The organism is Mycolicibacterium fluoranthenivorans (assembly GCF_011758805.1).
GTDB classification, from domain to species: Bacteria; Actinomycetota; Actinomycetes; order Mycobacteriales; family Mycobacteriaceae; genus Mycobacterium; species Mycobacterium fluoranthenivorans.
Genome location: NZ_JAANOW010000001.1, coordinates 2,154,830 through 2,172,014, shown reverse-complemented (window position 1 = coordinate 2,172,014; position 17,185 = coordinate 2,154,830). Strand labels below are relative to the sequence as shown.

Here is a 17,185-nt window from a genome sequence, read left to right as displayed (position 1 = left end):
TGGTCACCGCGTTGGGTGTGCCCGGTCAGACGAAATCGCTGCCACCGTCGACGTTGACGTTCGCCCCGGTCATGTACGAGTTGCGCTTTGACGCCAGAAAGGCTGCCACCGGGCCGATTTCGTCGGGCAGGCCCGCGCGCGGCAGGTGCGCCGGGTGGCCGAAGTGCTCGTCGATGGCCGACATCAGCCGGTAGGGGTCGGTGCCGTCGATCCCCACCGAATCGGCCCAGTGCAGCAGCGCTTCCGACGAGATACTGCCCGGGGACAGCACATTGACCATGATCTCGTCCTTGGCCAGCAGCAACGACAGGTTTTTCGACACGCTGTTCACCGCGGCCTTGGCCGCGGTGAAGGCCGGCAGCCGGGTGCTCTGCCGCTGTGTGGAGTGTGCGGAGAAGTTGACGATACGAGCCCACTCGGCACGGCGCAGCAATGGCAGGGCGGCCCGCACGCAACGCACCATGCCCATCACGCCGGCGTCGAACGCGGCCTGCCACTCGTCATCGGTGAGTGCCTCGAAATCGCCTGCCGCAGCAGGGCCGACGGTGTTGATCAGAGCATTGAGCGTGCCGTCCCAGCGTCGGCCGATCTCGTCGAAGGCCCGATGCACATCGGTGTCGTCGCCGATATCGGCGACGACACCCACCGCATCCGGACTGCCCAAACGAGTCAGCTCGCGCGCGGCGGCATCGAGGACGTCCCGGGATCGCCCGACGATCGCGACCTTCGCGCCGTCCTGCGCCAGGCACCTGGCCGTGGCCAGCCCCATGCCGCGACCGCCGCCGACGACGACAGCACTCGCCCCGTCAAACCCGAGATCCACGTTGAACCGATCCCCTGGTCGCTTCGCTCCCGCCCGCCGGCGGCGCTAGCTACCGGTCCAGTTCGGGGCGCGCTTCTGCGCGAACGCGGTGGCACCCTCGATGGCGTCCTTGGACCCGAACACCGGCGCCATGATCTCGTTCTGCTTCTGCCACATCTCGGCCCGGCTCCACTCGCCCGACTTGACGATGATCTCTTTGGTGGCCGCCACCGCCAGCGGGCCGTTGGCGGTGATCTTCTCCGCCAACTCCAGCGCCCCGGCCAGAGCCTGGCCGGGTTCGGTGAGCTTGTTGACCAAGCCCCACGCGGCGGCCTCCTCGGCGGTGAAATTCTCGCCGGTGAGCGCCAATTCGAGCGCCTTCTGATACGGGATGCGGTGCGGTAGACGAAGCAGTCCGCCGCCGCCGGCCACCAGACCGCGCTTGACCTCGGGGATACCGAACTTGGCGGTGCGCGAGGCCACGATCAGATCGGTGGCCAGCACCATCTCGGTGCCGCCGGCAAGCGCGTAGCCCTCCACCGCGGCGATCACCGGCTTGCGCGGTGGGCGTTCGGTGAAACCGATTCCGCGACCCTCGACGTAGGGCAGCTCGCCGGATGCGAACGCCTTGAGATCCATACCCGCACTGAAGTTTCCGCCTGCTCCGGTGAGGATCGCCACCGACAGCTCCGGGCTGTCGTCCAGCTCGTCCATCGCCGCCGCCAAACCCTGGGCCACCGCCAGGTTGAACGCGTTGCGCGCCTCGGGCCGGTTGATGGTGATCACCAGGGTGCGCCCCTGCCGTTCGGTGAGGATCTCGTCCGCCACGCTCATCCCTCGCTTATCGCCTTGATTCGGTCACCGAAAATGCCGGCTCAGCCGACACCCGGAAAAACTTACTATAGCCATTTCGGTAACCGGGCCGGAAGTGTGCGAACCCCGCATCACGGTATGCCTACCGGTAAGCTTGACGGTCTCGCACCGCACGTGGTGGCGGGAAAACAGATGGAGGTGTCTGCGGTGGCAAAGCAACCGGTGGCCGAGAAGCGGCAACGACGGGAACGCGGGTCCATCAATCCGGACGACATCATCAAAGGCGCCTTCCAACTCGCCGAGCAGGTGGGCATCGACAACCTGAGCATGCCACTGCTGGGCAAGCACCTCGGCGTCGGCGTCACGAGCATCTACTGGTACTTCCGCAAGAAGGACGATCTGCTCAACGCCATGACCGACCGGGCACTGAGCGAGTATGTCTTCGCGACCCCGTACGTGGAGGCCAAGGATTGGCGCGAGACGCTGCGCAACCATGCCCACACCATGCGGAAGACGTTCGTGGGCAACCCGATTCTGTGCGACCTCATTCTGATTCGGGCCGCGCTGAGCCCGCGCGCGGCCAAGCTCGGCGTGCTGGAGATGGAGAAGGCGATCTCCGGCCTGGTCGAGGCCGGCCTGAGCGCCGAAGAAGCCTTCGACACCTACTCCGCGGTGACCCTGCACGTTCGCGGATCGGTGGTACTGCAGCGGCTGGCCGAGAAGAATCAGGCCGACGAGGAGGACGGACCGGGAGCCTTCGACCAGGCGTTGATCATCGATCCCGAGGTGGCGCCGCTGTTGGCGCAGGTCACCGGCGAGGGACACACCTTCGGTGCCGCCGACGAAGGCAACTTCGAGTACGGGCTCACATGCATCCTGGACCACGCCGCAGCCAAGCTCAGCCCGCCGAAGGCGAAACGTCGAACGTGAACTCCCGTGCGAGTTCACGTTCGACGTCCGGTGCCTAAACTTCGATGACGAGCCCGCCGCCCTGACCGCCGCCGGCGCACATCGCCGCCACGCCGATACCGCCGCCGCGACGCTGCAGTTCGTAGATCAGCGTCGTGATCATCCGGGCACCGGAGGCCGCGATCGGGTGGCCCAGGCTGCAGCCGCTGCCGGAGAAGTTGACGAGTTCCTCGTCCAGACCGTATTCACGCACCGCCGCCAAGGGCACCGACGCGAAGGCCTCGTTGATCTCCCACAGCGTGACATCGGAAGGCTTGAGGCCGGCGCGGTCGAGCACCTTGCCGATCACCTTCACACCGCCGAGTCCGGTGTCTTTGGCGGGCACACCGACCGAACCCCAGGCCCGGACCTTCGCCAGCACGTTGAGGTTTTCCGCGGCCGCGTAATCGTCGGCGACCACCGCGACAGCAGCGGCAGCATCATTGGTGCCACTGCTGTTGCCCGCGGTGATGGAGAATCCTTCGATCTCCGGGTGCAGGACCTTGAGGCCGGCGAGCTTCTCCACGGTGGTGTCCCGGCGCGGATGCTCATCGACGCTGAACTCGATGACCGAGCCGTCGGCCTGGGTGATCTTGAGCGGCACGATCTCATCGGCGAACTTGCCTGCATCCTGCGCGGCGACGGCGCGCTGATGGGAGCGCGCCGCCCAGGCGTCGAGCTCCTCGCGGGTCAGGCCGTACGTCTGTGCGGTGTTCCATCCGACCGTGATGGACATATCGCGCGCCGGCGCATCCGGGGCCTCCGGGTGGATGGGCGGTAGCCAACGCTCTTCGAACTTCAGTTCCGGGCCGGGAATGCGCTGGTTCATCAGCGGCGTCATCGACAACGACTGCACGCCACCGGCGATCAGCGAGCGCTCCATCCCCGAGCCGATCTGGGCCGCTGCATTGCCGATCGCCGTCAGGCTGCCTGCGCAGTGCCGGTTCACCGCCTGGCCGGGCGCATTTTCGAACCCCGACAACAGTGCGACGTACCGTGCGAGGTCGCCACCGCCGTAATGCGATTCGGCGATGATGATGTCGTCGATGACCGATGGATCGATACCTGCGCGCCGGACCACCTCGGGCAGGACCGCGCCGAGCAGTGCCTCTGGCGGCGTGTTGACCAGCGTCCCCTTGAAGGACCGGCCGATGGCGGTGCGGGCAGCACCGACGATCACGGGTTGGGGCATATCTGTCCACCTTTACGATATCCGTTGGTTATGTAAACGTAGCACCCACTGTAGGTGCCCCGATGCGAGGTTCGCTACTGCGGTTCGGGCACGTGAAAATGCTCGTCACGCAGCCGGAACGCCTCCTTGGTCCCGTGCTGGGCCCGGGTCTTGACGAAGTTGAACTCCCCCGGCGAGAACTGCAGGTTGGTGCCGTAGGCGTGAAACACGTAGCTGGCCACCTCTTCGCCCTGATAGGCCTGACTCTGCTCGACCCACCGGAAGGCTTCCTTGGCGATGACCACGCCGTCGGCCGGCATCTTGGCAGCTTTCTGCGCCCAGTACTGCGCCCGGGCGTGCACCTGGGTGGCGTCGCAGGTGTCGGTGAAGATGCCGAGGTGTTCGATCGAACCCGCGTCGATGATGTCGCCGGTGAGCAGCATCCGGCGTGCCAGCACCGGGCCCAGCCGGTGGAAGAACATGTGCAGACTGCCCAGCGCCGGACCCAGGAAGCGGGTGGCGGGCATACCGATCTTGGTGTCGCGGGCGATGACCGAGATATCGGTCATCAACGCCATCTCGAAACCGCCGCCGAGGGCGTAGCCGCTGATCTCCCCGACCGTGACCTTCGGGAAGCCCAGGAAGTTGTGATAGAAGTCGAACGACTTGCGGTCCACGGTAAGTCGGCGACGTTGGCTGGGCCGGGACTTCTTCGGCGTCTCGTCGGTTCCCTCTTTTTGCCCGTACCAGCCGTAGGCGTTGTTCATGTCCGCACCAGTGCTGAACACACCCTCCGCGCCGCGCAACAACACCACGGTGATGTCATCGTCCTCGGCGACGATGTCGAGGTAGCGGGCGATCTCGTCACGCATCGCGGCATCGTAGGAGTTGCGCTGCCCGGGGTTGTTGAAGGTGATGGTCGCGATACGGCGGTCCGCATCGACCTCGAAGAGCACCCTGTCATCAGTCATGCGAAATCAGCCTCGCTTCAATGGTTTTGTCGGTTCCGGCGGCGAGCGTGGAGCGCCGAGCCGCCGCGAGATGGTCGGCGGCGAGTTTGGTGGCCCTGGCCACGTTGCCATCGGCGATGGCGTCGAGCAGACGCTGATGGTCACGCAGGGCGGCTCGCATGGTGCCCTCGTGCACATCGTCACCCCATACCTGCGATTCATGGGTGGACCAGATGAGTTCCAGGGACCCGATGAGCAGGATCATCGGCTCATTGCCGCAGCGCGCCACCAGCACCTCGTGGAATCGGCGGGCATTGGGCACATACTGGGCCGGGTCACCGAATTGCGCAGTCTGCAGTGCGATCTCGTCCTGTAGGTATGGCACCACCTCGATGCCGCGGTCCGGGCGGGCGGCGCACATCCCCGCGCAGATCGGCTCCAGATGCAGCAGCGCGCCACTGACGTCGGCCGGGGTGGCCGCGCGGGTCTGCAGCACCATGCTGATCATCTGGGCGGTGCGCTCCGGGGACGGCAACCGAACCACCGCGCCGCCCATGTTGCCGCGGCGCACCGTGATCAGGCCGTCGGTCTCCAGCAGGTGGACGGCCTCCCGAAGGGCGGGCGGGCTGACCCCGAACTCGGCGAACAGGCTCTCCTGAGTCGGCAGGATGTCGCCCTCACGCAGCCGCCCGGACAGGATGTCATCGCGCAACTTGGCCGCGACGATCTCGGCGACCCTCGGCTGGCGGATGCGTGGCACCGAACTCTCCTGTTCCCCTTGGAGGCTTTCCTTGCTAACTTGTACAGGATAGTAACCGGATGACCTACTGTATGGTCAACTGTATATACCTTGAAAGGCCGGACCCCAGGTGCTCACCACCTCTGTCGACAACGCGGTCCTGCGGATCACACTCGACCGCCCCGACCGGCGTAACTCACTGAGCCACAGCATGATCGACGATCTGGTCAGGCTTCTGGGCGCCGCCGCCCATGACGACGCGCTGCGCGCCATCGCGCTCACCGGCGCCGGCGACCACTTCTGCGCCGGTGCCGACTGGGTGGCCACCAACACCGACGGCAAACGGCCCCGCACCGGCGACCTGGTGCGCCGAATCCCCCATACCGCCAACCGGCTCGTCGAACTGATCGCGACCATCCAGCTGCCGGTGGTGTGCGCGGTACGCGGCTGGGCCGTCGGACTGGGCTGCAATCTGGCGCTGGCCGCCGACTTCACCCTCGCCGACACCGCGGCCACCCTGTGGGAGCCGTTCGTCCAGCGCGGGTTCAGCCCCGACTCCGGCGCGACCTGGCTACTGCCGCGACTGGCCGGTGTCGCCCGCGCCAAACGCATGCTGCTGCTCGGTGAGAAGGTCACCGGCGCCGACGCCGCCGACTGGGGGCTGATCCACGCCGCGGTCCCCGCCGACGAACTGACCGCGGCCGCCGACGAGTTGGTCGCCCGGCTGGCCGCCGGCCCCACCGTGGCGATCGGGCTGGCCAAGCAGGCCATCGCCTACGGCCAGTCCGCGACCCTGTCGCAGTCCATGAACCAGGAACTGTCCAACCTCGAGCTGTCCTGCCGTACCGCCGATTTCAAGGAAGGCCTGGCTGCCTTCCGGGAACGCCGCGACCCCGCCTACAAAGGCCTCTGAAAGCCCAGAAAGCCCCTGAAAGGGAACGACTTGTCACCCACACTCTCGTTCGACACGATCATCTACGAGGTGGACGGCCACAAGGCCACCATCACCCTCAACCGCCCGGACGCCCTCAACGCGCTGTCGCCGCACATGATCACGGAGTTGCGGTCGGCCTACGATGCCGCCGAGAGCGACGACGACATCTGGCTGACGATCGTCACCGCCACCGGACGGGCGTTCTGCACCGGCGCCGACGTCAAGGAGATCCCCGGTGACGGCAAGGTCGTCAACGAGCGGCCCTACCTGTCCACCTACGAGCAGTGGGAGGCGCCGCAGGAGGGCACCCCGCCGTTTCGCACCATGACCAAACCCGTCATCGTGGCGGTCAACGGAATCTGTTGTGGCGCAGGCCTGGACTGGGTCACCACCGGAGACATCATCATCGCCTCGGATCGCGCGACGTTCTTCGATCCGCACGTCAGCATCGGCCTGGTGGCGGCCCGTGAGATGGTGCGACTGGCCCGTGCACTCCCCCGGTCGGTGGCCCTGCGGATGGCCCTGATGGGCAAGCACGAGCGGATGACGGTGCAGCGCGCCTACGAACTAGGGCTCATCACCGAGATCGTCGAACACGCTCACCTGCTGGAACGCGCGCACGAGATCGCCGACACGCTCAATCTCAATGCGCCGCTCGCGGTCCGCGGAACGCGGCTGGCCATCCACAAGACCCTGGACCTGCCGCTGCACGAGGGCGAGATCCTCGCCGAGACGTTCCGCGAACGGGTCACCCGCACCGAGGACGCACTGGAGGGACCGCGGGCGTTCGTGGAGAAGCGCAAGCCCAACTGGCAGGCGCGGTAATCGACGATGGACACCATCCTGCTCGATCTCGATCACGAGGCCCGGGTCGCCACCGTCACCCTGAACCGCCCCGAGGCGATGAACTCGTTCAACCGGGCGATGTGCCACGAGATGCGCGACGCCTGGCACACCGTCAAGGAGGACGACGGCGTCAACGCCGTCGTGTTGCGCGCCGCGGGCGACCGCGCGTTCAGCGCGGGCCTGGACGTCAAATCGTCCTATGGGCAACCCGAGATCGTCTGGAACCACGAGGATCCCGGTGAGCTGCTGAGCCCCAAATGGCAGAAGATGTGGAAGCCGGTGGTGTGCGCCGTCCAGGGCATCTGCACCGCCGGTGCCCTGTACTTCGTCAACGAATCCGATGTGGTGATCTGTTCGCAGGAGGCCACCTTCTTCGACTCGCATGTGAGCGCCGGCCTGGTGTCGGCACTGGAGCCGATCGGGTTGATGCGTCGCATCGGCCTGGGTGACACGTTGCGGATGGCCTTGATGGGCAACGACGAACGGGTCGGCGCCGACACCGCACTGCGAATCGGACTGGTCACCGAGGTGGTAGCCCGCGCCGACCTGTGGGCCCGCGCCCACGACATCGCCGCCACCATCGCCGCCAAACCACCAACCGCGACGCAGGGCACCGTGAAGGCCATCTGGGAGTCACTGGACAAGCCCTACCGCGCGGCGATGGACCAGGGTCTCATCTACACCCGGCTGGGCAACCCGATCGCCAAGGACGAACTGGCCGCCCGCCCGGTCGCCAAGACGACGCCGCGGATCCGCTGATGCCCCATCCTCTTTCCCGGCGCATCGGTCAGGTTCTCGACCTCGACTCCGCTGCCCGGGCCATCCAGTACGACGGTCAGTGGGCCAGCTGGGGGCAGATCGGCAGGGCAGCACGGCGGATCGGCGCACTGACCGGCGCGCGCCGGATCGGGGTGATGCTGCGCAACACACCGGCGCACGTGGCGGCACTGCTCGGCATCCTGGAGGCCGGCGGCACCGTTGTGGTGATCAACCCCTCCCGCGGTGACGAACGCACCCGTGCCGATATCGCCGCGCTCGCCCTGCCCGTCATCGTTGGGCTCGCCGATGATCTGGCCAACCTGGCCACCCCGACCGACGGCACCATGCTGGTCACCCTCGCCGGTCTCGACGCGCAGCCGTCCGTTACCGGTGCGCCCGCCGCGGACCCCGGCCGCCCCGGCGTCGCGGTGTGGATGCTCACCAGCGGGACCACCGGACCGCCGAAGCGCGTCGACCTGACCTACACCATGCTGGCCCGCAGCGTGATGGGCCGCGATCCCGAGAACCTGCCCGCCCCGACTCGACTGCGCACCGGCGTGGCGATCGTGAACTCACCGCTGGTCCATGTCGGCGGCGTGTTCCGGATCCTGTTGTGCATCGCCGAGGCCAGGCCGTTCGTGCTGCTGCCGAAGTTCGAACTGGACCGGTGGGCCGAAGCGGTACGCGCGCACCGGCCCCGCGCGGTGTCCCTGGTACCCGCGGCCCTGCGCATGGTGCTGCACTCCGATCTCACCCGCGATGATCTGGCCGGTGTCCGTGCCGTCACGTCGGGGACCGCTCCGCTGTCGGCCGACGACGCCGACGCGTTCACCGCGAAGTTCGGCATCCCGGTGCTGACGTCGTACGCGGCCACCGAGTTCGGCGGCGGGGTGGCCGGCTGGACCCTGACCGACCACCAGCAGTACTGGGCGGCCAAGCGGGGCAGCGTGGGCCGGGCCAACCCGGGTGCTCGACTGCGGGTCGTGGACGACGACGGCACGCCGGTGGGACCCGACGAACAGGGTCTGCTGGAAGTCATTCCCGCCCAGATGGACACCGCGGACTGGCTGCGCACCACCGACCTCGCGCGTATCGACGCCGACGGCTTCCTCTGGATTCTCGGTCGCGCCGATCAGGCCATCATCCGCGGCGGATTCAAGGTGATGCCCGACGATGTCCGCACCGCGCTGGAGGCCCATCCCGCGGTGCGCGGTGCCGCAGTGATCGGGCGCCCCGACGAACGGCTCGGCGAGACACCCGTGGCCATGGTCGAACTGCACGGGCAGGCCACCACAGCGGACCTGTCCGAATTCCTCGCCACCCGGTTGGCCCGCTACGAGATCCCCACCGATATCGCCATCGTCGACGTGATCCCCCGCACCCCGTCCGGCAAGGCCGATCTCGGTGCCGTCCGAGAGCATTTCGCAGGCACACATCCCGTCGCTCCGCCCGCCCCGCATCGTGCCTAGCTCGCTGGTCGAACTGCTCCGCCGACGCGCGGACCACCCCCTGCTGGTCTGTGACGATGAGCGACTCGGCTACGTCGAGGCCGATCGGCGCTCCGCAGCGGTCGCACGCGGACTGGTCGGCATGGGCGCCGGCAAAGGTACCCACATCGGGTTGCTGTACCCCAACGGCGCGGACTTCGTGGTGGGCATGCTGGCGGCCGCCCGGATCGGCGCGGTGGTGGTGCCGTTCTCGACGTTTCTCACCACGGCCGAACTGCGAACGCAGCTGATCGACAGCGATGTGTCGATCCTGTTGACGGCGCGCTCTTTCCGCGGCCACAACTACGTCGAGCGGCTGGACGGCGTGCAGACGCCCTGTCTGCGGCAGGTGCTCTTCGAGCCACCCACGGCCGACGAGCCGGATCTGACCGGTCTGGAAGCCGATGTCGACCCCTGTGACCCGCTGGCCGTCATCTACACCTCCGGATCGACGGGGCCGCCCAGGGGTGCGGTCCACACCCATGGAGCACTGCTGGCGCAGCAGCGCCATCTCAACGCAATCCGCGGGCTGACCGCCATGGACCGGTTGTACTGCAATTCGCCGTTCTTCTGGATCGGCGGATTCGCCTTCGGCCTGCTGGCCACCATCACCGCGGGCGCCACCCTGATCTGCTCCAACACTGCCGACGCGGCCGCCACCCTGGACCTCCTCGACGCCGAAGCGCCCACCGTGACCAACGGATTCGTCTCCGGTGTCACCCACCTGACCCGGCATCCGAGCTATCCCACCCGCCGGTTCACCGCGCGGCGGGGCAATCTCTACCCCATCATGGCGTCCGACGTCCAGCCCGCCGATCCGGAACTGCGCCACAACATGCTGGGCATGACCGAGGCGGGAAGCGTGCTGCTGCTCGACGGTGACGAGACCGATCAACCCCCGCACCGGCGCGGCTCCTACGGACGGCCCGCCCCCGGTTTCGAGACCAGGGTGCTCGGCAGTGGCGAACTGTGCATCCGGGGCCCCTTCCTGATGCAGCACTATCACGGGCACTCGCGCGAGGACTGCTTCGACGCCGACGGCTGGTTCCACACGGGCGACATCGTGCGGATCGACGACGACGGCTACGTCTACTTCCAGGGCCGGGCGGGCTCGATGATCAAGACCGCAGGCGCCAATGTGACACCATCCGAGGTGGAAAAGGCCTTGGCCGCACTGGGGTTGACGGCGCATGTGCTGGGCCTGCCCGACCGCGAACGCGGGGAGGTGGTTGCCGCGGTGATCGTCACCGACGGCGACGTCGATGCCGGCGCGATCCGCACCGCGCTACGGGACACGTTGTCGGCGTTCAAGATCCCGCGGGTGGTCACCACCTGCCGGGCATCGCGGGTCCCGATGCTCGCCAGCGGCAAGGTCGATCTCGGCGGCCTGCGGAAGTTGTTCACCGATGTCTGACACCATCGGCACCGTCCTGCGGACCCGGGCCGGACTCGACAAGGCCATGGTCGTCGACACCGCCACGGCCCTGACCTACGCCGAACTCGACTCCGGCACGGCGACGGTGGCCGCCGGTCTGGTCGGCACCGGCATCACCAAGGGAACCCGGGTGGGCCTGCTCATGCCCAATGGCACGGACTGGGTGCTGCTGGCGCTGGCAGTAGCCCGGCTCGGTGCAGTGCTCGTGCCTCTCAGTACCCTGCTGACGCCGGACGAACTGCACGCCCAGCTGCGGATGGCCGCCGTCGAACACCTGATCGCCGTCGAGGAGTTCCGGGGCCGTCGCTACCCGATTCGGCAGGAGACGCTCCCCGCGCTGCGTCGCATCTGGGGTGTGCGGGATGCGTTGACCCTCAACGGTACCGGCCCGCTACCGCAGGTACGGCCTGCCGATCCACTGGCCATCATGTTCACCTCGGGCAGCAGCGGCGCCCCCAAAGGGGTGCTGCACTCGCACGGCAACGCCCTGGCCGCCGTGCGCTCCGGTCTCGCGGCGCGATGCGTGACCGCAGACACCCGGCTGTATCTGCCCATGCCGTTCTTCTGGGTGGGTGGGTTCGGGGCCGGGATCCTGTCCGTGCTGCTCGCCGGTGCGACGCTGGTGACCGAGGCGCTGCCGACTCCGCAGAGCACCCTGGCGCTGCTGCAGCGTGAGCGGGTCACCCTGTTCCGCGGCTGGCCCGATCAGGCCGAAGCACTGGCCAGGCACACCGGTCCACTGCCCACCTTGCTGCCCGGCAGCCTGGAGGCACTGCTGACACCGGACCTGCGGTCGCGGCCGGGCGCGCGGGCGTCGCTGTTCGGGATGACCGAGTCCTTCGGCCCGTACTGCGGATACCCGGCCGACACGGATATGCCGGAATCGGCGTGGGGCAGTTGCGGGAAACCGTTCACGGGCATGGACGTCCGCATCACCGACCTGGACACCGGCGCCCCCGCGCCCGTCGGAACAGTCGGGCAGATCCAGATTCGCGGGCCGCATGTACTGCGCGGCATCTGCCGGCGCAGCCGGGAGGACACCTTCACCCCGGAGGGCTTCTACCCCACCGGCGATCTCGGGCATCTCGACGCAGACGGGTTCCTCTTCCACCACGGCCGCTGCGATGACATGTTCAAGGTCAGCGGGGCGACGGTGTACCCCAGCGAGGTGGTGCGGGCGCTGCGGGGCATCGACGGCGTACGCGCCGCCCACGTCACCGAGGTGCGCGGCCGTGTCGGCGCCGCGGTGGTGACCGACCGCACCGTCGAGCACCTGCGCTCCGCGGCGCGGGACATGCTCAGCCACTTCAAGATTCCGACAGTCTGGCTGGTGCTGACCGATGAGGACGACCTACCCCGCGGCGCCACCGGCAAGGTGGACGTCACGGGCCTGCGCGCGCTGCTGAGCAAAAGCCAGGAACCGTGAAGACAAAAGGCGCCCTGGTATGGGACTTCCACACGTCGTGGTCGGTGGAGCCGATCGAGATCGGACCGGGGGTGGACGATCTGGTGGTCGGTGACCACGTGGCGATGTCCGTCATCCCCTCCTGCGGGACCTGCCCGGCCTGCCAGTCCGGCGTACGCAACCTGTGTGACCTCGGCATGGGGCTGCTATCCGGGCCCCCGGTGTCCGACGGTTCGTTCGACATGCTCGAAGGCAGGAATCTTCGTGGCGTCATCCGGTTCACCGAAGCCGACCGGTGACCCGGTCCTAGACGATGCCGCCGGCCCGCAGCCGATCGATTTCCGCAGCGCCGTAGCCGATCTCACCGAGCACCTCATCGGTGTGCTCACCGAGCAGTGGCGCGCGGCGCCGGATGGTGCCGGGGGTGGCCGACATCCGGAACGGGGTCTCGATGATCGGCACCTCACGGGAGGCCCCCGGGAATGGCACGCGCTGCAGATATCCCATCGCCCGGATGTGCGGATCGTCGAGCACCTCTTGGGGAGAATAGAGCGGCGCGGCAGGCATTTTCGCCTTCTCCAACAGCCCGAGCACCTCGGCCTTCGTCTTGTCCGCGCACCAGTCGGCCATGATGCCGTTGAGCACGTCGCCGTGCTGCCAGCGGGAGTCGTCGTCGGCGAAGCGGGGATCGGTGAAGAGCTCCGGGCGATCGACCAACCGGCACCAGCGTTTGAACATGGGTTGGCCGGCGACCTGCAGCAGCACCCATTGCTCATCGGCGGTCTTGTACAGGTCACAGGGGGCGACCGAGGCTCCCTGGTTACCCATCCGGGGTTTGTCCACCTGCAACAGTTCACGCTCGATCAGGAAGGCGTTCGACAGCATCAGGGCGGTCGGCAGCAGCGCGCCCTCCACATGTTGGCCCACCCCGGTGCGGTCGCGGTGATACAGCGCCATCATCACCCCGATCGCCAGCGTCAGCGCAGTGCCGAAGTCGGCATATGGCACCACCGTGCGAATCGGCATGTCGGGCAGGCCCTGTCGGTACACCGCGCCGGACATCACCTGCCCGGCCCCGTCGAATCCGATCCTGTCGCTGTAGGGCCCACCCTCGCCGTAGGCGGTGGCACTGGCCAAGATGATGTCGGGTTTGACTGCACGCAAGGTCTCGTAATCCAGACCATTGGCTCGCATCCCCGCGGCGGGCATATTGGCGAGGACGATATCGGCCCGCGCCACCAGACGGCGGGTGATCTCCGTTCCCTCGACCGTGGTGGAATCCAGCGTGAGGGAGCGCTTGTTGCGGTTGCATTGCAAGAACGTGCCGCCCTCCCCGCTCTCGGTGACGGCTTGGACCCAGCGATCCTCGCCGCCTTCGCGCTTTTCCACCCGTAACACCTCGGCGCCCATATCGGCCAGGATCGCGCTGCACCAGGGCGCGGCGATGAAGCGCCCGTAGTCGAGCACCCGGATCCCATCCAGCACACCTGGCATCGCGCCGTCACCTCCATCGAAGTACAGACTGTAAGTATTACAGTACGGTCTCCCCGGCCCCGCGCTACCGTCGTGCCATGGATCAGCAGCTCAATTTCGTCACCATTGCCGCCGCCGACCTGGACGCCACCCGCCGCTTCTACGGCGCACTCGGCTGGCTTCCGCTGCTGGACGTGGCGGGCGAGATCGTCTTCTATCAGACCGCGCCCGGTCAGGTGCTCGGATTCTTCCTCGCCGAGAAGTTCAACGCCGACCTCGGCCTTGCACCCGATGACGCGGCCGTTCACGTCTCGGGAATCACGTTGGCGCACAACGTGGCCAGCCGCGCGGATGTGGCAGATATCGTCGCGGTGATGGCAGGGGCCGGCGGCACCGTCCTGAAACCACCCCAACCCGGACAGTTCGGTGGCGTCTTCCACGCGCACGTCCGCGACCCCAACGGAGCGATCTGGGAGATCGCCCACAATCCGGGCTGGCGTGTCGAGGCGGACGGCACGGTCCGCCTCGGCTGATTCACACGGTACGGGCCAGAAACGCGAGTTGGTCACCCACCGCGTGGTCGAACCAGTCATTGCCCGGCCACACGTCGAAGTGGTCGCACGGATAGTGATGCACCTGGGCGCGGGCCTGCTCCGCGGTCTTGGCCGCCGCCGATGCCGGGGCGAACCGGTCGAAGTCGCCGATCTGCACCAGCACCGGGACTCCCAGCCTACGGGCCGCGGCCTTGGTGCTCATCCGGCTCAGTTCCAGTCCGACCGAGGCGTCGATCTCATTGCGCCACGTCGGCCCGGCCATCGCCAGGTAGCTCTCGTAGGCTCCGGCCAGGGTCAGGGCTCCGGCCTCGCCGGGCCTGCCGACGATCGGCATGAACGTCGCTGCCGCGCCTCGGGTCACCGCGACCTTGTTACGCAGTCCGGCCGCGGTCCAGCGCACCACGGGCAGCAGGTCCTTCGGCCCGGCGATCGCGGTTCGCCCCGCGGCCAGGCCGTCGGTCATCGGGGTCAGCGCGATCACTGCGGCGATATCCTCGCGCTCGGCTGCCACCCGCAGCACATGGCAGCCCGACATCGACACTCCCCACAGCACGATGCGGTCCACGTTCGGCAGCGCAACGGCTGCGTCCACGGCGCGGTGGTAATCGCGCACCTGCCGCTCCAGTGAGATCGTCTGTCGTGGGTCGCCCCCGGACGCACCGAATCCTCGGTAGTCAAAGGCCAGCGCGTCGATACCGGCTGCGGCGAACCGTTCCGCGAACTGCTGCAGACCCGAATCCTTGGTGCCCCCGAAACCATGGGCCATCACCACGGCCGGCCGCGGCGCGGAACCTTCTGCCGGGAAATGCCAAGCGCTACAGGACGTTCCCTCAGAGTCGAAGGTCAACTCGCGAAAGGACGTCTCCTGGACGGTCACCGGCCCACTCCGTACACCGTGGACAGCCACACCGCGGCAGCCGCATCCGTCAGCTCCTCGCGCGACAGCGGACCACCCAGGATGAACCGTTCGATGAGCCGGTCGTTGAACTCCAGCAGCACCAACGCGAGCACCCGCGGGTCCGGTGCGACCTCCAGGGGCGAGCGAAACGACGGGGAATGACGCTGTGCGGCGATCAGATCGGCCACCGACGGGCCGAACGATTCCCGCGCCGAATCCCAGATCTCGCGCACCGCCGCGCTGGAACCCCGGGCCTCCAGCATGGCGGCGAACACGTGACGGTACCGGTCGCAGGTATCGAACAACCCGTCCAGCATGGCGTTCACTCGGTCCCTGGGGTTCGCCTCACCCGCGACGAATTCGGTGTTGACCATGTCGACTTCGTCGATGATCCGCTCCATCAACGCCGCGACGGCGGCTGCCTTGTTCTCGAAGTAGAAGTAGAACGCCGACCGCGACACCCCGGCCTGTTTGGCGATCTCGGCGATGTTGACGGTCTCCAGGCTCGATGCCCGCAACCATTCGTCCAGCGCGTCGAGGATGGCCTCGCGGCGCATATCGCTGCGCACGGCGGGCCTGCGGTCGGTCGGTGATCTCATACTCTCGCAGCCCGTTTCATCCCCGCGGGCAGCTCCCGCGTACGCAGATCATGTTCATAGACGAAGTAGTCCACCTGCTGGGTGTGCCGGGGGCGATCGGTACAGTGCCCCGCGTGCAGCTGCTGATCGGCATCGATGACCCGCTCCATCTCGTCTGTGGGCGGGAGGGTGTAGCGCCCCACCGCGTAGGCGGCCAGGAGCCGAGCCTGGCATTCGACGAAGGGGAACAGGGTCGGCACCGCCTGGGCGAAACCCATGAAGACCACATCGTCGAATCCCGGCTTGAACATGCGCTTGTAGAGCCGGATCTGGTTTCCGGGGGCGCTGATCACCTCCGGGTCGAAGAACGGAAAGGTGATGTTGTAACCGGTCGCATAGACGATGACATCGAACTCGTCGAAGGTTCCGTCCTCGAAATGCACGGTGGCGCCGTCCAGTCGCGACACATTCGGCTTGGGGATCACGTCTCCGGAGCTCAGCCGCAGCGGGAGTTCCACCGATTGGGTGGGATGCGCCTCGAACAGCCTGTGATTGGGTGCGGGTAGCCCGTACTTCGTGGGGTCGGCGCCTACCAGCGGTACCAGCAGCTGTGCCATCTTGCGCTGCCAGGACAGCGGCAGGTGCGGTGAGGTCTTGAAGATCTTGTCACCCGGTACGCCGGCGAGGAACTTCGGCACGATCCAGGCACTCGACCGGGTCGACAGGGTGACCTTGTTCTGCAGTGTCTTCGACGAGAGTTCGACGGTGATGTCGGCGGCGCTGTTGCCGATACCGACCACCAGGATCCGCTTGCCGGTCAGCGCCAGCGGCGTCTGCGGGTCGATGTAGTGGTGCGAGTGAATCGACTCGCCGGCGAACGTGCCGGGGAATTCCGCCCACCGCGCGTCCCAATGATGGCCGTTGCCCACCACCAGCAGATCGAATTCCCGACTGTTCCCGGCCTGGTCCTCGATCAGCCAGCCGCCACCCGGGCGCCGTCGGGCCGACACCACCGCATTGGTGAATTCGATGTGCTCCAACAACCCGAATGCGTCGGCGTAGGAATCCAGGTAGGCCTTGATCTGCGAATGATGGGGGAAGGCCGGGTAGTCCCGCGGCATCGGAAAGTCTTTGAAGGACAAGCGATGTTTGGACGTGTCGATGTGCAGCGAGCGGTAGGCGCTGGACAGACCGTTCGGATTGCCGAACGCCCAGTTACCGCCGATGCGATCGGAGATCTCGAACGTGGTGTACGGGACGCCGTAGTCCTTGAGCATCTTGCCGGCCGTCAAGCCGCTGATGCCCGCACCGATCACCGCGGTGCGTGGCTGCGCTCGCTGCATGGCGGGGACCCTACCCAGCCACCTGACACACGTCAACGACTTCTGACACT

The 17,185-nt window shown here is 67.3% G+C and carries 18 protein-coding genes; 9 read left to right on the top strand and 9 right to left on the bottom strand.

Annotated elements, in window-relative coordinates:
- Positions 1–25: 25 nt before the first annotated feature.
- Entirely contained in the window at positions 26–823 is a 798-nt protein-coding gene (locus FHU31_RS10495) for an SDR family NAD(P)-dependent oxidoreductase (RefSeq protein WP_167158035.1), read from the bottom strand.
- A 45-nt stretch (positions 824–868) separates the two neighbouring features.
- Complete coding sequence (locus tag FHU31_RS10490; RefSeq protein ID WP_208410190.1) at positions 869–1,636, bottom strand: crotonase/enoyl-CoA hydratase family protein; 768 nt, start codon at positions 1,634–1,636, stop codon at positions 869–871.
- Positions 1,637–1,807: 171 nt separating this feature from the next.
- Between FHU31_RS10490 and FHU31_RS10485 the strand changes: the two genes are divergently transcribed.
- Positions 1,808–2,545, top strand: a complete 738-nt coding sequence (locus FHU31_RS10485; RefSeq protein ID WP_208410840.1) for a TetR/AcrR family transcriptional regulator — start codon at positions 1,808–1,810, stop codon at positions 2,543–2,545.
- A 34-nt stretch (positions 2,546–2,579) separates the two neighbouring features.
- On the opposite strand, the gene FHU31_RS10480 is transcribed toward FHU31_RS10485, so the two are convergent.
- The 3 genes from FHU31_RS10480 to FHU31_RS10470 form a co-directional block, all read right to left on the bottom strand.
- The gene (locus FHU31_RS10480) at positions 2,580–3,755 is read right to left on the bottom strand and encodes a thiolase family protein (protein ID WP_167158031.1); all 1,176 of its coding nucleotides are present in this window, start codon (positions 3,753–3,755) and stop codon (positions 2,580–2,582) included.
- Between the two features lie 74 nt (positions 3,756–3,829).
- The gene (locus FHU31_RS10475; protein WP_167158030.1) at positions 3,830–4,705 is read right to left on the bottom strand and encodes an enoyl-CoA hydratase/isomerase family protein; all 876 of its coding nucleotides are present in this window, start codon (positions 4,703–4,705) and stop codon (positions 3,830–3,832) included.
- A complete protein-coding gene (locus FHU31_RS10470; protein ID WP_167158028.1) occupies positions 4,698–5,444 on the bottom strand; it encodes a FadR/GntR family transcriptional regulator in 747 nt (248 codons plus the stop codon). The genes FHU31_RS10475 and FHU31_RS10470 overlap by 8 nt, the downstream gene beginning before the upstream one ends.
- A gap of 109 nt (positions 5,445–5,553) precedes the next feature.
- On the opposite strand from FHU31_RS10470, the gene FHU31_RS10465 reads away from it, so the two are divergent.
- From FHU31_RS10465 to FHU31_RS10435, 7 genes are read left to right on the top strand one after another with little or no spacing between them, the layout of a single operon-like run.
- Positions 5,554–6,336, top strand: coding sequence for an enoyl-CoA hydratase/isomerase family protein (locus tag FHU31_RS10465; RefSeq protein ID WP_167158026.1), 783 nt, complete (start codon positions 5,554–5,556; stop codon positions 6,334–6,336).
- Positions 6,337–6,366: 30 nt separating this feature from the next.
- Positions 6,367–7,182 (top strand): enoyl-CoA hydratase/isomerase family protein, encoded by an 816-nt coding sequence (locus FHU31_RS10460; protein ID WP_167158024.1) that lies wholly within the window; start codon positions 6,367–6,369, stop codon positions 7,180–7,182.
- 6 nt (positions 7,183–7,188) lie between these two features.
- Positions 7,189–7,962, top strand: coding sequence for an enoyl-CoA hydratase/isomerase family protein (locus FHU31_RS10455; RefSeq protein ID WP_167158022.1), 774 nt, complete (start codon positions 7,189–7,191; stop codon positions 7,960–7,962).
- Positions 7,962–9,431, top strand: a complete 1,470-nt coding sequence (locus tag FHU31_RS10450; RefSeq protein WP_167158020.1) for a class I adenylate-forming enzyme family protein — start codon at positions 7,962–7,964, stop codon at positions 9,429–9,431. The genes FHU31_RS10455 and FHU31_RS10450 overlap by 1 nt, the downstream gene beginning before the upstream one ends.
- Entirely contained in the window at positions 9,424–10,863 is a 1,440-nt protein-coding gene (locus tag FHU31_RS10445) for a class I adenylate-forming enzyme family protein (protein ID WP_167158018.1), read from the top strand. Before FHU31_RS10450 ends, FHU31_RS10445 begins: the two co-directional genes overlap by 8 nt.
- Positions 10,856–12,310, top strand: coding sequence for a class I adenylate-forming enzyme family protein (locus tag FHU31_RS10440; RefSeq protein ID WP_167158017.1), 1,455 nt, complete (start codon positions 10,856–10,858; stop codon positions 12,308–12,310). Before FHU31_RS10445 ends, FHU31_RS10440 begins: the two co-directional genes overlap by 8 nt.
- Complete coding sequence (locus FHU31_RS10435) at positions 12,307–12,588, top strand: alcohol dehydrogenase catalytic domain-containing protein (protein ID WP_167158015.1); 282 nt, start codon at positions 12,307–12,309, stop codon at positions 12,586–12,588. The genes FHU31_RS10440 and FHU31_RS10435 overlap by 4 nt, the downstream gene beginning before the upstream one ends.
- A 7-nt stretch (positions 12,589–12,595) precedes the next feature.
- Here FHU31_RS10435 and FHU31_RS10430 read toward each other — a convergent pair whose 3' ends face one another.
- Entirely contained in the window at positions 12,596–13,783 is a 1,188-nt protein-coding gene (locus tag FHU31_RS10430) for a CaiB/BaiF CoA transferase family protein (RefSeq protein WP_167158013.1), read from the bottom strand.
- Between the two features lie 77 nt (positions 13,784–13,860).
- Between FHU31_RS10430 and FHU31_RS10425 the strand changes: the two genes are divergently transcribed.
- Positions 13,861–14,295: a VOC family protein gene (locus tag FHU31_RS10425; RefSeq protein ID WP_167158011.1), complete on the top strand. Its 435-nt coding sequence runs from the start codon at positions 13,861–13,863 to the stop codon at positions 14,293–14,295.
- A 1-nt stretch (position 14,296) separates the two neighbouring features.
- Here FHU31_RS10425 and FHU31_RS10420 read toward each other — a convergent pair whose 3' ends face one another.
- The 3 genes from FHU31_RS10420 to FHU31_RS10410 are packed head-to-tail and all read right to left on the bottom strand — an operon-like array spanning position 14,297 to position 17,135.
- Complete coding sequence (locus FHU31_RS10420) at positions 14,297–15,193, bottom strand: alpha/beta hydrolase (RefSeq protein WP_167158009.1); 897 nt, start codon at positions 15,191–15,193, stop codon at positions 14,297–14,299.
- Positions 15,190–15,813 carry a TetR/AcrR family transcriptional regulator gene (locus tag FHU31_RS10415; RefSeq protein WP_167158007.1) on the bottom strand — a complete coding sequence of 208 codons (624 nt, stop codon included), beginning with the start codon at positions 15,811–15,813 and terminating at the stop codon, positions 15,190–15,192. Before FHU31_RS10415 ends, FHU31_RS10420 begins: the two co-directional genes overlap by 4 nt.
- Entirely contained in the window at positions 15,810–17,135 is a 1,326-nt protein-coding gene (locus FHU31_RS10410; RefSeq protein ID WP_167158005.1) for a flavin-containing monooxygenase, read from the bottom strand. The genes FHU31_RS10415 and FHU31_RS10410 overlap by 4 nt, the downstream gene beginning before the upstream one ends.
- Positions 17,136–17,185: the final 50 nt, after the last annotated feature.

Coding starts and splice junctions, on each gene's coding strand:
- FHU31_RS10410 (WP_167158005.1), bottom strand. CDS start 17,135: ATGCAGCGAGCGCAGCCACGCACCGCGGTGATCGGTGCGGGCATCAGC.
- FHU31_RS10425 (WP_167158011.1), top strand. CDS start 13,861: ATGGATCAGCAGCTCAATTTCGTCACCATTGCCGCCGCCGACCTGGAC.
- FHU31_RS10415 (WP_167158007.1), bottom strand. CDS start 15,813: ATGAGATCACCGACCGACCGCAGGCCCGCCGTGCGCAGCGATATGCGC.
- FHU31_RS10485 (WP_208410840.1), top strand. CDS start 1,808: ATGGAGGTGTCTGCGGTGGCAAAGCAACCGGTGGCCGAGAAGCGGCAA.
- FHU31_RS10430 (WP_167158013.1), bottom strand. CDS start 13,783: ATGCCAGGTGTGCTGGATGGGATCCGGGTGCTCGACTACGGGCGCTTC.
- FHU31_RS10450 (WP_167158020.1), top strand. CDS start 7,962: ATGCCCCATCCTCTTTCCCGGCGCATCGGTCAGGTTCTCGACCTCGAC.
- FHU31_RS10475 (WP_167158030.1), bottom strand. CDS start 4,705: ATGACTGATGACAGGGTGCTCTTCGAGGTCGATGCGGACCGCCGTATC.
- FHU31_RS10440 (WP_167158017.1), top strand. CDS start 10,856: ATGTCTGACACCATCGGCACCGTCCTGCGGACCCGGGCCGGACTCGAC.
- FHU31_RS10480 (WP_167158031.1), bottom strand. CDS start 3,755: ATGCCCCAACCCGTGATCGTCGGTGCTGCCCGCACCGCCATCGGCCGG.
- FHU31_RS10455 (WP_167158022.1), top strand. CDS start 7,189: ATGGACACCATCCTGCTCGATCTCGATCACGAGGCCCGGGTCGCCACC.
- FHU31_RS10490 (WP_208410190.1), bottom strand. CDS start 1,636: ATGAGCGTGGCGGACGAGATCCTCACCGAACGGCAGGGGCGCACCCTG.